This is a genomic window from Comamonas sp. 7D-2 (assembly GCF_022749555.1).
Lineage (GTDB): Bacteria > Pseudomonadota > Gammaproteobacteria > Burkholderiales > Burkholderiaceae_C > Comamonas > Comamonas thiooxydans.
Genome location: NZ_CP094238.1, coordinates 3021355 through 3037951, shown reverse-complemented (window position 1 = coordinate 3037951; position 16597 = coordinate 3021355). Strand labels below are relative to the sequence as shown.

8 protein-coding genes and 1 pseudogene are annotated in these 16597 nt (G+C 57.3%); 3 read left to right on the top strand and 6 right to left on the bottom strand.

From position 1 onward, the window contains the following. Positions 1-9 precede the first annotated feature (9 nt). From MPZ60_RS13935 to MPZ60_RS13925, 3 genes are read left to right on the top strand one after another with little or no spacing between them, the layout of a single operon-like run. Entirely contained in the window at positions 10-11283 is an 11274-nt protein-coding gene (locus tag MPZ60_RS13935; RefSeq protein ID WP_242882053.1) for a hemagglutinin repeat-containing protein, read from the top strand. A 2-nt stretch (positions 11284-11285) separates the two neighbouring features. Continuing rightward, positions 11286-11870 (top strand): hypothetical protein, encoded by a 585-nt coding sequence (locus MPZ60_RS13930; protein WP_034359100.1) that lies wholly within the window; start codon positions 11286-11288, stop codon positions 11868-11870. Further along, positions 11867-12037 carry a hypothetical protein gene (locus tag MPZ60_RS13925; protein ID WP_165571725.1) on the top strand — a complete coding sequence of 57 codons (171 nt, stop codon included), beginning with the start codon at positions 11867-11869 and terminating at the stop codon, positions 12035-12037. Before MPZ60_RS13930 ends, MPZ60_RS13925 begins: the two co-directional genes overlap by 4 nt. Positions 12038-12050: 13 nt before the next feature. On the opposite strand, the gene MPZ60_RS13920 is transcribed toward MPZ60_RS13925, so the two are convergent. The 6 genes and pseudogenes from MPZ60_RS13920 to MPZ60_RS13895 form a co-directional block, all read right to left on the bottom strand. Beyond that, complete coding sequence (locus MPZ60_RS13920; protein WP_034359098.1) at positions 12051-12773, bottom strand: HEPN domain-containing protein; 723 nt, start codon at positions 12771-12773, stop codon at positions 12051-12053. 69 nt (positions 12774-12842) lie between these two features. Then, positions 12843-13529 (bottom strand): hypothetical protein, encoded by a 687-nt coding sequence (locus MPZ60_RS13915; protein ID WP_255777544.1) that lies wholly within the window; start codon positions 13527-13529, stop codon positions 12843-12845. Between the two features lie 75 nt (positions 13530-13604). Beyond that, positions 13605-15157 (bottom strand): annotated as a pseudogene (locus MPZ60_RS13910) (IS3 family transposase). Positions 15158-15188: 31 nt separating this feature from the next. Then, positions 15189-15431 (bottom strand): hypothetical protein, encoded by a 243-nt coding sequence (locus MPZ60_RS13905; RefSeq protein ID WP_242882055.1) that lies wholly within the window; start codon positions 15429-15431, stop codon positions 15189-15191. 97 nt (positions 15432-15528) lie between these two features. Further along, positions 15529-16014 (bottom strand): hypothetical protein, encoded by a 486-nt coding sequence (locus MPZ60_RS13900; RefSeq protein ID WP_034359093.1) that lies wholly within the window; start codon positions 16012-16014, stop codon positions 15529-15531. Positions 16015-16290: 276 nt separating this feature from the next. Continuing rightward, on the bottom strand, positions 16291-16587 hold the full coding sequence (locus MPZ60_RS13895) for a hypothetical protein (protein WP_034359091.1): 297 nt from the start codon (positions 16585-16587) through the stop codon (positions 16291-16293). Positions 16588-16597 lie beyond the last annotated feature (10 nt).

Sequence of the window (16597 nt, the reverse complement as noted above, 5' to 3'; positions counted from 1 at the left end):
GGCATCGTCATGAACAAGAATCTTCATCGCGTTATCTTCAACAAAGCGCGTGGCATCCGGATCGTGGTGCAGGAAACAGCCTCCAGCGAAGGCAAGGCCGGCAATGGCAGCACACAGACAGGAGCTGCCGACTCAGGTGCCTCGTCGGCGGGCAGTTTGCGCACTGCCAGATCCTTCCTCAGCGATTTCCCGTTCTCTGCTGCAACCAGAACAGCAGGCATGCTGGCCTTGGCTCTGGGGGCTCCTGCCGGTTTTGCGCAAATCATTGCCGATCCCTCGGCCCCCAACCGTCAGCGCCCCACGGTTCTGGAATCAGCCAACGGCACGCCCACGGTCAACATCCAGACCCCTTCCGCGGCTGGCGTGAGCCGCAACACCTACCAGCAGTTCGATATCGGGCAAAAAGGCGCCATCCTCAACAACAGCCGCAGCAATGTGCAAACCCAGATTGGTGGCTGGGTGCAAGGCAATCCATGGCTTGCCAACGGCGGCGCCAGAGTCATCGTCAACGAAGTCAATTCAGCTGCCCAATCCCGCCTGATGGGGGCGCTGGAAGTGGCAGGCCGGCGGGCCGACGTCATCATCGCCAACCCTTCGGGTCTGGTGGTCGATGGCCTGTCCTTCATCAATGCTGCAGGCGTGACCCTGACGACGGGCAGACCGCTGTACGGAGCCAATGGAGCGGTTGACGGCTTGAATGTGCAAGGCGGTCTCATCAGCATCCAGGGCAATGGGCTTGATGCCACCAAGGCAGATTACGCCAACATCCTTGCAAGAGCCATCTCGCTGAACGCCGGGCTGTGGGCTCAAGACCTCAAGGTCGTCACAGGCGTCAACCAGATTGCCGCCGATGGCAATGTCCAGCAAAGCAAGCCCAGTGCGACAGGCGCAGAGCCTGCGAAACCCCAGTTTGCCCTGGACGTCGCTCAATTGGGCGGCATGTATGCGGGCAAGATCTTTATCGTAGGCACCGAGTCTGGCCTGGGTGTTCGAAACTCCGGCCTGCTCCAAGCCGGTAGTGGCAGCCTCACCTTGAACAGTGAAGGCTGGCTCAACAACAGCGGCTCCATCCAATCCACCAGCTCCGATGTTGTCGTGAACACGCGTGGCGCGGTAGAGCAAAGCGGTGCCATCTATGGCGGCGGCAATGTCCAATTGAGTTCGCAGGCGAGCCAGGCACACAGCGGCACAGTGGCTGCATTGGGTGATGTCTCCATTCAGGCTGCAGGGGCTGGAGCGCAGATTCAGGCCCGAGATGCAACAGTCTGGGCGGCTGGCTTGCATACGGATGGCCGGTTGCTCGGGGATAGAAATCTGAGCGTGCATGCAGATGCACAGCTGCAGACCTCAGGCCAGGCGCTGGCCACCCGCAATGTGCAGATGCGAGCTGCAAGCCTTGACCTGACTTCGTCTCGCCAGCAGGCTAAAGCCTTGCAACTGCATGCCACAGCAGGTGATTTGCAAGCCAAAGGCAGCCAGTTGCTGGCAACCGAGACAATGACTCTGCAAACGGGCCAGACACTCGCGACAGATTGCGCGCGAGTGCAGGCCTCCAGTCTCGGCATCCATGCCAACGCTCTGAGCAATGTCGGTGGACAGATCATCCAAAGCGGCGGCAGTGACCAGACAATCGCTTTGCAAGGGGATCTGGACAACAGAGCTGGCCTGATTCAAACAGCAGCCGGTAACCTGAACATTGCTGCCCGGAGCATCGATAACACGGCGGGCCAGCTGCTGCATGCCGGTGGCGGAAGCTTCAACCTGAGCAGCCAAGGCCAGCTCCTCAATGACTCCCGACGCAGCAATCAACCGGCTGTCACGGATGGCGCGCGCATTGTGAGCAATGGCTCCCTGCATGTGCAAGCCCAGGCCTTGAGCAATAGCGGCAGCGTCCATGCGGCGCAGGCACTTGAGACACATGCCTCGACCCTGAACAACAGCGGAGTCATGTATTCGGCAGGCAGCCAGGCACTGACAGTTGATGGCGGCATGACCAGCAGCGCAACGATTGGCGCAGCCCGGAACCTGACTGTAAAAACAGGCAGCTTCAATGGCGCAGCCACTCATGTACTGGCTGCGGGCATGGCCGCTGATGGCAAGCTTGCCGGAGCCGGTGTCCTGACCGCAACTGCATCCGCACATTTGCAGAGCGCCGGGCAAATTCTGGCAGCAGGCAACGTCAGTCTTGATGCCGCAAGCCTGGACCTCAGACAGAGCAGCGCGGCAAGCACAGCAGGCAATATGAGCCTGACGGCTCGAAGCGGCGACATCCAGACGGGCGGCGCCCGCATCAGCAGCGCAGGTCTTTTGGCCATCCGAGCCGACGGCTCGAGCAGCCAGCGCCTGGACAACACCCTCGGACAGATCAGCGCAACGCAGCTCAGCATCGACGCGGGCAAGCTCGACAACACAGATGGATTGATCTCTGCGATCGAGCAACTCGACATTACCAGTGCTCGATTGATCAATGGCGCCACCCCTGCGGCAAGCACAGCCAAAGGCATTCAAAGCCAGACGGGCGATGTTCATCTGAACGTTCAGCAACTCGATAACAGCGGGAGTATCCAGGCCGCCAAGAACCTGATTGCGGCAACTTCAAGTCTGAGCAATAGCGGCACCCTCTACGCAGGACGCGCGCAGACGCTGAATGCGACCGGTGCAATCACGAGCAGCGGGACGATTGCCGCTGCCCAGGACCTGAACGTGACAGCCGCCTCGTTTGCAGGCGCTGGCAGCAATGTGCTGGCTGCAGGCATGGCTGCGGACGGAAAACTCGTCAATCCCGGGACTTTGAACGTCACCACTTCGGCTGGATTGCAGACAGCCGGCCAGGCATTGGCTGCAAACAATGTCAACCTCGGCGGCGCCAGCCTGGATCTGGGAAGTGCAACGGCAGGCAGTGCCAATGCAGATGTGAATCTGAGTGCCGCCCAGGGCAGCATTGTCACGGCGGGTTCCAAAGTCAGCACGCCAGGCAAGCTGTCCATTACCGCCAACACGGTTGCAGGCCAAACGCTGGACAACACCGCAGGCCGCCTGGCTGCCCAGCAATTGCAAATTCAGGTTGGGCAGTTAAACAACCATCAAGGAAACATTGAACAGTCCGGGGGCGCTGATCTGGACATCAATCTGAGGGGCGGCGCACTGAACAACAACGCCGGGCGCATTGTTGTCAATGCGGCAAATCTCAAGCTTCAATCTGGTGCGCTGGACAATACAGATGGACTGATCAGCCATGCCGGCTCAGGGCACGGAGCACTGCAGGCATCCAGCCTTGACAACGCCCGCGGACAGATCCTTGGCAATGGAACCTTGTCTTTGGCCAGCAGCGGCAATGTCAGCAACAGCGATGGATTGATCTCCTCCAATGGCGACCTGCAACTGACAAGCGCAGACCTGGGCAACACCCGTACAGGCACCTCGGGAAACGCCACAGGCATTCAAAGCCAAGGCGGCAATCTCACGGTCAATGCCCAAGCCATCACCAACAGCAGCAACCTCTATGCTGCCAAGGATCTCAGAACCACGGCCACCAGCTTGGACAACAGCGCAACGCTGTACGCAGCTGGTGAGCAGACCTTGGATGTGGCCGGTGCGGTTGGCAATCAAGGCACCATTGCCGCGGCCAAGAATCTGTCGCTCACTGCAGACAGCTTTGCCGGCAGTGCTGCCAATGTTCTGGCGGCCGGCATGGCTGCCAATGGGCAATTGACGGGCAGCGGCGCTTTGATGGCAGTGACATCCGGCAGCCTGCAAACCAATGGGCAGGCATTGGCGACAGGCTCATTGAACCTGAAAGCCGCCAGCCTCGATCTTCAAGGCAGCACCACTGGAAGCACCGGTGCAGACGTGACGCTGAGCGCGACGACGGGAGATATTCAAGCTGCTCAGGCCAGGATCAGCACACCCGGATTGCTGAGTATTTCCACCACCGCCGGGCAAAAACTCGACAGCTCCAAGGCGCAGCTCAGTGGTGGGCAGCTCAGCATCGATGTCGGCGAGATAGACAATACCGAAGGCGTCATCCAGCAGACGGATACGGCTTCCGCAGCCGCCAACCCTGTTGCAGGCATTCGCAGTGCTGGCGCTATCAACAATAGTGCGGGGCGCATCGTTGCCAATGCGCAGGACTTCGCTGTGGTCTCCGGTGGGGTGCTTGACAACACGGATGGGATGATCGGTCATGCTGGCTCCGGCCAGCTTCGCGTGGATACGGGCGGACTCCACAACACACGCGGAAAAATCATCGGCAACGGAGCAACCGCGCTCACCAGCTCTGCGGATGTCGACAACACCGGCGGCATGGTCGCAGGGCAGCAGAGCGTGACGGCAACGGCCACGGCTTGGGACAACAGCCAGGGCAGCTTGGTTGCAATTCAGGGCGACCTCAATCTTCACACCACAACGAATGCCGTCAAGAACGCTGCAGGCCTGATCCAGGCGGAAAACGATATTCGGCTCACATTGGACGGCGCGGGCAATCAACTGCACAACGGCCAAGGCAAGATCGTGTCGGGACGAGACGCCATCCTGTCGACCGGCCAGATGGACAACGATGCAGGCCTGGTGGCCGCAGGTCGCAATCTCGGCATTGACACCCACCAGCAATCTCTGAGCAACCAGGCAAGCCGCAGCAGCGCAGGTTCTCTGGGCCTGGTCGCCGGCGCGCAACTGGACATTAATAGTGGCACATTGAACAACCAAGGGGGCCTGATCAGTGCCCAGACCGACCTGAACATCACGAGCAGCGGCGCGATCAACAGCACCGGGAAGAATGCTCAGGCTGCACAGATATACAGCGGTGCACAGCTCAACCTGCAATCAACAGGTATCGACAACTCGGGCAGCCAGATTCTTGCGGTGCAAGGAGCAGGTATCAGCGTCGGTAGCGGCACTCTGACCAATCAGGCAGGGCTGGTCCGGGTAGGGCAGGCATTGACGATTCAGGCCGCAAATATCGATAACCAGAACACCCTGGCTTTCAACGGCGATGGGAGCGCACAAGCGCTGGGCCTGGAAGCTAGCACGATTTCCGTGACCGCTGCCAAGCTGGACAACAGCCAAGGGGCTGTGCGTGCAGGCCAGGACTTGACGATTCCCAGCGATGGCCAACTGATCAATGATCGGGGCGAGCTCAGCGCCGGCAAGCAACTGAAGATTGCCGCCGACCAGGCCGCCACTCCCACACTGAACATCAGCAACAACGCGGGTCAAATCGTTGCCGATCACAAGGTGGACCTTCGCACAGGCAGCCTGAACGGCGCAGGAGAGATTGCCTCGCGTGGTGACGTGAGCCTGAATTTGCAAGGCGACCATACCCTGGCGGGCACCTTGCAGGCTGGTGGCAACTTGCAGCTGCAAACCACGGGCACATTGACAAACCCGGTCACTGTCCAGGCCGGAAAGAACCTGACCGTCAACGCCAGCAACCTGGACAACCAGGCCACGGGCGAGCTGCTGAGTGGGCAAACAACGCAGCTCACGATCTCCGACACCTTGACCAATCGCGGGCTGATCGACGGTGCGGACACCCGCATTCAGGCTGGCAATGTCAACAACGTTGGCACCGGCCGCATCTATGGTGACCGGGTAGCGATTGCAGCCAGCGCGCTGACCAACCAGGAAGAAACGGTTGCAGGCATCACTCAGGCTGCCACGATTGCTGCGCGAGAGCGGATCGACCTGGGCGTTCAAAACATCACCAACCGGGAAAATGCGCTGATCTATAGCGCAGGAGATCTCTTCACTGGTGGGGCGCTTGATTCAAATTGGCATGCCACAGGCGCAGGGCAGACGCTCAACAACAACAGCGCCACGCTGGAGTCTGCCGCCAGCATGGTGCTGGGGCATGACCAGGTTCGCAATGCCAATGAGCATCTGCAGTGGACATTGGTTGATGGCCAGCCTCAAAAGATTGTTGAATTTCAAGCACCCAATGGTCAGCGCTACAAGGGCAGCGACGTTCTGCTGATCTCCAATGGCAATGTTGGAGGTTCCGGGTTGAAGGACATTAGTTTCGTGGTCAGCGGCAATGACTGGCGGTGCAGCATGGGCGGAGAAACCTGCTCATTCACTACCGGTGAAACCACAGCCTTCGATCAGTATTACAAAGGCTTGCTCCTGCCTTCTGAGCGATATCCGTTCGAGAAATATGCGCCTTACTACAACCCCAGCTATGTCGATGACAACGGCCAGCGGGTTCAGGGCTATATGCAATACAGCGGCGACCGAATCATTGGATTCATGAACGTCGTGCCTCAGATCATCAAAGGGGCGCACTACGCGGCCGACCACCGAATCTGGAGCGACTTTGGCGTGCAGCCCTATACCGGGCCAGCGCCTGTTTTAAGCAGCACCAATCCCTGCGCCGCTCTGGCACGCTGCACAGTGGGCTATCACACCATCGACAACTGGGATAGCGGGAGCCGGTATGTCCAGGTCACCCAGGCTCACGTAGATGAATACAACGCCTACAAACCGCTGCTGGACGCGCGCAATGCAGCGGATGCCGCCCTGGACGCGAAGCTGGATGCCTTCTACCAGGATATTCGCAATCGCTGGATTGGGGATTTTGTCTTCTACGACTACAGCAGCACCGAGCAAAGTGCGCAAGTGACGCAATCTGCCCCCGGAAAAATCGTGGCAGGCGGCAATCTGCAATGGAATGGATCGAATCCATCCAGCAAGCTCCTGAATCAGGACAGCACCATTCTGGCGGGTGGATCGATCAACGCGACGGGCGGCTCACTCGACAACCGAGCTACGACCGTGGATGTCAAATCCGTCGTCCAAGGCTATGTCTACAGCACATGGAATGGAGGCTCCAGCACTCCAAACCGCAAGTACAGCGGCTCGGTCTATGCACCTGCAGGCTCAATCAAGACGCAGACACTGGCCTCCTACACATATACGGAGCACGCTGCGAACCCCTCGACCGGCGCAGCGCCTGGAGCCAGCGCCATTTCAGCGGTGCAGGCCCAGGCATCTGCTGCGGGCGCGGTGGATGCCATCCATCATTCCGTGGCTCCTGGTGCCGTTCAGGGAACGCAGGCCGGCCCGGCTGCCGGTGCAGCCACTGCAACGCAGACCCAGGGGCAGATCACCAGCAATGTCGTAGCGGGCGTGGCGGCGCAAGGGGGCAGCGCTCAAGCGCAGGCCTCTGCCAAGGTTGGTGCAGCCGCGATCCCCGAGAGCACGGCGGCGGATGCATCCAATGCCAGATCAGCGTCCTCTCAATTCAATATTCGCACCGCCCAGCCCAACACCCGGATACCTGGGACTTCCCTGTATCGCCAGCGCCCTGAAGCAGGCGCGCTATTCCTGGTCGAGACAGACCCCAGGTTCACGCAATATAAAAACTGGCTGTCTTCGGACTACATGCTCCAGGCTCTGCAAATGGACCCCGGCACCGTTCAAAAGCGACTGGGCGACGGGTTCTACGAGCAGCAACTGGTGCAGCAGCAAATCGGGCAACTCACGGGCCGCCGATTCCTGGGCAACTACACCAGCAATGACGAGCAATACAAAGACTTGCTGCAAAACGGCGCAACCTTCGCCCAGGCGCAAGGCTTGCGCCCAGGTATAGAGCTCAGTGCGGCACAGGTGGCGCAACTGACCAGCGACATCGTCTGGCTGGTCACCAAGGAAGTGACGCTACCCGATGGCTCCAGGCAAAGCGTTCTGGTTCCGCAAGTGTATGTAAGGGTCAAACCCGGCGACCTGGACGGCACAGGCACCTTGCTGGCAGGCTCGGATGTGAACCTGAACCTTTCCGGCAATGTCGTCAACAGCGGCAGCATTGCGGGCCGCAACACCTTGAACATCACGGCCGAGAACATCCGGAATCTGGGCGGCCAGATGTCTGGCAACGACGTCAAGCTTGCAGCCCGGCAGGATTTTGACAACCTCGCAGGCATGATCAAGGGCGTGGACTCGGCCGCGGTGTCCGCAGGGCGTGACCTGAACCTCACAACCACCACGCAAAGCAGCGAAAACCAGGCAGGCGGCAACCGCTTTACCCAGACAGGGATCGATCGTGTCGCGGGCATCTATGTATCCGGGCCGGCCGGCGTGCTTGTGGCCAGTGCGGGCAACAACCTCAATCTCACGGCGGCGCAGATACAGAATGCGGGCACCGGCGCCACCGTGCTCACCGCAGGCAACAAGCTGAACCTCAACACGGTTGCGGTCGGCAGCAGCCAGGATATCAACTGGGACAGCAAGAACTACTTGCGCCAGTCGAGCGCGCTGGATGTGGGCACCCAGATCACCGGCGCTGGCCGCGTGACCCTCAGCGCAGGTCAGGATATCAATGCCAAGGCAGCCACCATCGACGCAGGCAAGGCCTTGAGCCTGTCCGCCGGCAACGATATCCAGATCAGTGCAGGCCAGGCAAGCCAGAGTCTGGACGAGGCGCATCAGCACACCACCAAAGGCTTCCTCTCAAGCAAGACCGTCACCACGCGGGAGCAACTGCACAGCACCACGGCAGTTGGAAGCAATCTGGGCGGAGATACGGTTGCTATCAATGCCGGCCGCGATATTGCCGTGACGGCAAGCCATGTGGTCTCCGACACGGGAACCAGCCTGCTGGCGGGCCGAGACGTCACCATCGCCGCGGCCCAGGAAACCTCCAGCGAACAGCACTACCGCAAGGAAACCAAGAGCGGCATCTTTGGCGGCGGCGGAGGCATCGGTTTCACCATCGGCAGCCGTATGCAAAGTGCCGATCAGACGGGCACCCGCACCACGGCCGCTGCATCTACGGTCGGCAGCGTGGGCGGCGATGTCAACATCGTTGCTGGCAATGCTTACAAGCAAGTCGGCAGCGATGTCATGGCCCCGGGCGGTGATGTCAACGTCGTGGCCAAAGAGGTTCAGATCGTCGAGGCCCGCGAAACCGGCAACACCGCCACCGAGCAACGCTTCAAGCAAAGCGGCTTGAGCGTCAGCATCGGCAGCCCCGTCATTAGCGCCATACAGACAGCCGACAACATGGCGGATGCCGCCCGCAACACCGGCAGCGGCCGCATGCAGGCCCTGGCTGCAGCGGCGACGGCGTTGAACGTCAAGAACTCTGCGGGCGAGCTGCAGGGCGCAGCCCAGGCGCTGGCTGGCGGCGACCCCTCCAAGGCTGCCTCCATCTCCATCAGCCTGGGCTCCAGCAAAAGCCAGAGCAACACGGCACAAACCAGCGACAGCGCACGTGGCAGCACCGTCAAAGCCGGCGGCAATGTCAACATCCTTGCCCAAGGGGCGGGGGCGGACAGCTCCATCCTGGTTCGCGGCTCGGATATCACTGCCGGCCAGGACGCCACCTTGGCCGCAGAAGGCGATATCCGTCTGCAGGCGGCTCAGAGTACGGCCAGCCTCGGCGGCAGCAGCAGCTCCAGCTCCGGCAGCATCGGCGTGAGCGTGGGTGCGCAAACCGGCATTACCGTCAGTGCCAGCAAAGGCCGTGGCAATCAGGCCGGCGACGACCTCACCCACACCAACACCCACATAGCCGCAGGCAACAGCGTCACACTCCAGTCCGGCGGCGACACCAGCCTCAAGGGGGCCGTGGTCAGCGGCAAGCAGGTCATCGCCGATGTGGGTGGCAATCTCAATATCGAAAGCCTGCAAGACAGCAGCAGCTACGCCAGCCGTAGCCAGTCGGCCGGTGGCAGCCTCACCATCAGCCCCGTGGGCGTGCCCATCGGCGGCGGATTGAATGCCGGCCGGAGCAAGGTCAGCAGCAACTACCAAAGCGTCACCGAGCAAAGCGGCATACAGGCAGGGGACGGCGGCTTCCAGGTCAGCGTCAAGGGCGACACCGACCTCAAGGGCGCCGTCATCGCCAGCAACCAGACGGCGCTGGAGCAGGGCAAAAACCGTTTCAGCACCGGCGGGGCACTCACCACCAGCGACCTGCAGAACCAAGCTAGCTACGAAGGCCAGGCCGTGGGGGTCAATGCCAGTGTGGGCAACGATGCGGGCAAGTTCGGCGTCAAGGGCGTGGGAGCCGGCGTAGGCCAGGACAGCGGCAGCGCCCAAGGCACCACCACGGCGGGTATCTCGGGCATCGCAGGCGACCAGAGCGTGCGCACGGGCGACGCCACGGGCATCGAGCGGATATTTGATCAGGACAAGGTGCAGCGCGAGATCGATGCGCAGGTGGCGATCACGGCGGAGTTTGGGAAGCAGGCGGCCAAGTCATGGGGTGAATATGCCAACGACCGATTTGCCAACGCCAAGAATGAAGAAGAGGTGCGTTGCTGGGGTCCGGATGGCGCATGCCGCGCTGGTGGCCATGCACTACTTGGCGGATTAGGTGGCGGAGTGGCAGGTGCGGCAGGTGCAGGGCTCACTAGTGTTGCTGCACCGCATGTCGCAGGCTATCTGGTTGGGCAAGGGGTCGAGCCAAGCACGGCGGCGGCGTTGACGGGCTTGCTAGCCTTTGGTACTGGCAGCGCCGCTGGTGGCGCGGCAGCAGGAGCCGGTGCGCTCAATGAGGCCGCGCAGAACAACCTACTTGTTATTAATACCGTTAATGCTGCTGTTCAACAGGGGCAGCGCCTTGGGGCGGGAGGACTGAGGTTGTTGGACCAAGCCGGCCAAGCGCTATTGCGCACGTGTGCGAGCAGTAGCGTGTGCATGAATCTACTGCCGGCGGCAGCGGCGGCATGGTTGGCTGCACAGTTGACCCAGGAGTTTGAGGCGAAACAACCGAGTCTGGCGGATCAAATACCTGGCTACGGTGGAGGCTACGGACCGAAGCCGGGGCCGAGTCACACGGGCAATGACAAGACCACAAACCCCATACCAGGAGGGTCATCGACGGAATATCCTGCAGAAGGATCCAAAGAGGGAACAACAGTAGGTGGTAAACCTCTGGATACCCAGAAGCCTAGTGCGGGAATCATCACTACGCCTATCACAGACCCTCTGCCTATTATTACGCTTGCTGTACCCCCAAGAGATAAAGAAGCTATAGATTCAACTCTATCTGGTGTAATGGGTGGCGCCCCGGTCCTGGATGGTGTAAAGGGAAAAAATTATATTTCACACTATCCTGGTGGAACACAAGAGGATGCGGAAAAAGTTTTTAATAGCATGCCATTACGGGATGTTATTCCTATTAAATCTGATTATGGGAACTGGGGGCGTCATGGAACTTTGCCGGATGGAACTATGGTGATAGTTAGGCCAAGCAAAGATGGGCGTCCAACTATTGAAATTCAGGATACAAATCGACCTGGCGGTACGCGCAGGGTTCAAGAAATTAGATTTGGAGAAAAATAATCATGAATTTATCAAGTCAGAATAAGAAAAACATAGAGGTTGCAATTGCTTCTATTAGAAAGTCCTTTACTTTGGAAAAATTTCCACTGGATTTAATCGAGGAGATAGAGAGCTTGGTAAAAGGGAGTGCGGAGTTTAATATCGAAAATATCAAAGCTATTAATTGGAGGGTAATTGTAAGTGATAATTGTGCCGGGCAAATTTATTCTGAACTTGAAGCGTTAGTTCAATGGTGGCGAAAAGAAGGTATTTCCCCAATCTATGCAACCTCATTGCAAAGGTTAAAAAATGGAAAAAACGAGCCGACTATTGTAATGAGGTTCAGTTGCGCCAGTTTTTGGGAGATAAATCAGGTTCAACAGGGTGGGTGGATGTTTGGCGATGACCTACCAGATATCGCCTCGAAGAGGATCTCAGACTGGAGAGATGATGTTTATTTTTCATGGCCACTGAGATTTTTGGTGTTGTCAACATACGATGGTGATGGAGGAACTGCAATTGCAGGGCCGTCAGAATTGATAGACATCATATTGGATGCATCAAAAAATAACTTAGAGGAGGATCATATTTCTTGGAACGAGATATGATGGAAAAGATAGATAATGCATATCAAGAAATAGTCAAATCAATAATTGATTTTGTGGGTGATTCCATCGGTCATCACGCGATTTTCTCAGAGGAGGGTGCTGCTCCGGTGCGTATGACTGGGAACGGCCAAGAGCAGTCAGTAGCGGCTGGTGAAAGTGGAATTTGAACGACCAATTTGGCTAACAAATTTCTAAGGGGTCGTAGATTGGGAGACTTTGCGATGACACCAACTTTCCGAGCTCTTGGATAAAGGTCATCGCAACTTCAAAAGCATCTTCTACCTGCGACCTAGTGACTTCCGTTTGGGAATTCTCATGCACAATTTTGTTGCGGCGTTCAGATAGTGCAAGAAACTCATTGGCACTTGTCGTTGGAATCTCATTTCCAAATAGTCGTGAAATGCGACGCAGAACGGTTTTCTTGTTTTTGCCTTGGCATGCATAAGCCACAGCACGTTCAACTATGCTAGAGCGCAGTTCTTCAAGCTGCCGCGCTTTCATCAGTTCATCTACGGAGACTGACGGTACAAAGCCATCACCATTTGAGTCCTTGGTTAGGCCTTTAATCGCCTCTGGCTTAAAGGTAAAGAGAACTGTAAAAGCGTCTGAAATCGATGCCTCAAGAATTGAAACTATGACAACTAAAAGTTGGCGTCGATAGTTAGCAATTGCCGTTTCAATTGACTCGGCGACAGGCTCAATAAAACGCTCGATGTCTTTGTCCTCTAGGTCTTCAATGCCACCCTCTTCGGATATTTTTCTGGGGCGGCCTTTGCCGTTTAAATGAGCACGCAATGCGTCTTGATCATCTGCAAAATGCTGTAGTTGTCTGTAGGTTCCGAGTGCTTCAATTAATTCGAAGTGTAGTTGCCCGTGATTGAATATAGTTTTGTCTAGTTGCATGCTATTGAGAACGAACGAATCACACGGAATGGAGTTTCTTGGCCAATGGTGAGGCTTTGGCAGCTTTATTTAGGCCCCGTCGAAACCAAAGTACAAGGCGATCGCTTTTGCAATACTGGCTGCCGCCACCTCGATCCCTACCCCTGTGGCACCTGTGGCTGCCTTCCCCGCAAGACGACCTATCCACGTACTCGCTGCAATCGTTTTGTCTTCTTGAGTTCCCGCTGCAAGTGCGCGTTCGAGATCGACCTTTAGCCCTTCAGTGTCTCCGGAGGTCAGGCCAATTTCAAGTAGGCGGGCTTGAAGAGATTGCCAGTTGCCAAGCTCGACTACGGCTGTTGACGACTGACTAAATTTAGAACTTGCATTTGCAACATTGCCAACGTTGCCTGTGATGTTGGTGTTGAAAATTTGTGTCATTTTCTCGTTACTCAGTGGTGGGCGACTGCCAATAGGCAGCTCTCCTGCGTTTGGGGCTTCTCGTTCAAGATCAATCGCGAAACCAAGAATGCGCGTTTTGACTGAGTCCATCAATCGAACGATGGCTCCGATCGGTATTTCCTTCCAGGCGGAAATGCACTGCATTTGAGGCGTTAGCTTTGACGCATGGTATATAGCGAGTGCGACTGGCCAAGCTTCTTGCAAACTGCCAGACTTGTTGCCGGAGATAAGCTCTGTATAGGCGCTAATGCTGCTTCCCAAATAGGCATTTCGGTACTGCTCTTGAACCTCCTGAGGTAGCACAGAGACTGGTATTTGTAACTTTGCTGCTTGTGAAAAGGAACCGATGAATGATCCATACGGCGTCTGTCAATGTAGTTGGAACATGAGTCATGCTGCTTCTAGTTCACTATGCACATGGATAACGGTCGTTTCCTTCTCTGGATTCAGCCAAACGCTGCCTACGGGTTGCCAGTTTCGAGTATTGCCCGACCAGCGTGCAGGATGCTGAGCGCGAGCGATCTGATAAAGGGCATGGCGCCGGGCAAGAATGGCGTGATCCTGGCCGGCGTGGCGCTGAGCGGGCGTGACGTAACGGATCTCGCTATGGCGATGCTGTTCGTTGTACCAATACACGAATTGCCCCACCCACTTGCGGGCGTCGGTCAGGTCGGCAAAGCCAGCCACAGGGAAGGCGGGATGGTATTTGCAGGTACGGAACAAGGATTCAGAGTAGGCGTTATCGTTCGAGACGCGGGCACGGCTGTGCGACGGTGTGACGCCGAGTTCTTCAAGCTTGGCATGGATGGTCGAACCCTTCATCGCCGAGCCGTTATCGCCGTGCAGGACCAGCGGCCGGTGACCACATTGCTCACGCAGTACCGCTCGTTGAACGACCTGCGCGCTGTTGGCCATGTTCTCGGCTTCAAAGACTTCGTGGCCCACGATCTTGCGGCTGTAGATGTCGACGATCAGGTACAGATAAAAGAACTGGCCGCGAACCCGGGTCGGCAGATAAGTCACATCCCAGCTCCACACGGCGTTGGCGTGGTCGGCACGATGGCGCCGTGGCGGGCCCTTGCGCTGGGGCGCGGCTTGGCGACCACGACGGCGCTGTTCTCCCGCCGCATGCAGGATGCGATAGAAGGTCGACTCCGAGGCAAGATACCGTTGCTCATCATCCAGCAGCCGCGCAACAATCTGCGCCGGAGGCAAGCTGGCAAACTGCGGTCGGTGGCAGACATCCAGCACCGCCTGGCGTTCTTTGTGCGTCAGGGCATGAGCCGGCCTTGGCCGTGTCGCGTGAGGCCGCTGGTCTTCACCACCTGCCGACCAACGCCGGTAGGTGTTCTGCCCGATTCCCAGCTCGCCACAGGCATGACGCAGGCGCGCACCGGCCGCTCTGGCTTGGTTGACCAACTCTACAATCCGACGGCGATCTGTGGCATTGGTCATTTTTCCTCGTCCCCCCAGATCGCCTGGACTTTTTTTCGCAGCGCCAGCAATGCTGCCGTTTCAGCCAAGGCGGCGTCCTTGCGACGCAACTCCCGCTCTAGCTCCCGTATGCGTTTGCGCTCGGCCTTGGTCGCTTCTGATTGCCGTGCGGCGGCTTGGTCAGACCGATCATTGGCCTGTTCACAACTGGCGCGCCAGCGACGAATCTGCTCAGGATATAGACCACGGCGACGGCAGTACTCGGACAGCTCTTCTTCGGTCAACGCAGCGGTTTCCAGTACCGCATTGAACTTCTGCGCCGAGGTCCAGCCTTCCGTGGTGGGGGAGGCGTTTGGAAGCAATCGGCCCGTGCTACGGGCTTGCTTTCGCCAGTTGTATATCGTGGCAGCTGAGATACCTTCCTCGCCAGCCAGATCATTGACGGTACGGTTATACGGCGCTTCCAGCTTGGCCAAGATGGCTTCGCGCCGCTCGGGGGAATACTTCATGGGAACCTTCTCTCTGCCCCAGGTTGGATATTCAAACTCTAACATCTGTAGAGGTTCCAACTATTCTGACAGCGGGGGCATACGACTCCACTCGAACTATGCGATAGGGAGGCAGGTCAGTGATGCTGGGGTAGCCGTTCAATTCTCGATCTACCCATTCGGCTAACTCCTGATGCGAAATCCGAGCTGCCAAGAGTTTGCACATCCGAAGTAACGTCGGGATGTCAGAGTCACGCTCAATTGAGGCGGCTTGTATGCCATGTATGAGTGACATTGGGGACCTTAAATAGAAGTTACTCGCACCTTGCATCGGTATGAGTACACGGAAAGCGGATACCGTAAGGCATCCGCATGGATCGTCATACGAGACATTACCGCGGTCGAACAGCGAAGTTGAGGACGAACTTCTTCATCCGTGGATTGCTTGGTTCGATAGCAAAGGCACCGCAGAGCATCGCCAAGACGCGCGCCAGTTCGAAGCGAACGCTCTGAAGCGCCAAGTACATGCTGTACTGCCCCTGGGCCGTTGAAGCGTCGATTCCATGCTGCTTTTGCAACTGCTTGCTCATAGTCAAGAGCAAATTCAGAAGCAATGTTTGTACATGCTCGTCTTGGCAGCGTTGACGCATCGCTTCCGCTTCCCTCTTGATTTCTTCCAGGCTTCGGATAACGGCTGCTTGAACTTCGTCGTCCATCCCTGCAAATAGGACTTCTCTACTCTCCAAGAACCGAAGAAATAGCTCAACCTGCTTCTGATCTCCTGGGGGAGGCTGTTTTTTACGAAAATCCCGTAGAGAGACGCCAGCAATCGAAGCCGTGGAACCGATGAGAGAAACGATGTCGATGAATAGACCCATACGTGTTCTGTTATATATATCAATCGGGTTAAGCTTGGTCAAGAATCTGCATAGGCTGAAAAAAGCGTTGTTGCCAGATCAACTCGGACTTAACAACACTCTACCTTGTATCTGACGCCAAACTCAATGACAGCTTTGAAGCGTTGACCTAGGTGACAGCTCAGGGTCGTGAGCAGTCCTTGGTCGTTGGCTACTCCAGCCTGAGTTGCCCGCAGCCGCGAGTGGACGGCCTGAGCCAAATCGTGTCACGAATCGATTTCGGCTTGTCTAAAAGGGTTAGGCCGCACTTCTCTGTGCGCGCCTATATTGCTTAATTTTCTTGTTTTTCCTTGCGGTTGGATACTGACTTAAAACCAAGCACAACTTCAGATCAGCGAGCGCTGCTAGAAGATCGGGTTCAAAGGCATCGGACTGCGCGATTACATTCCGCATCGAGATGCCGAAGTCGATGGAGGCAGACTCAAGTCCAGAGACTTGCCTCATTGCGAGTAGCGCGGAACGGTGTTTTTGGAGGAAAGCGAGAGCCTCCTTTTGTTGTTCTTCAAGAAAGTCAAAGTCTGCTTCACTTGCCATGACACTCAAT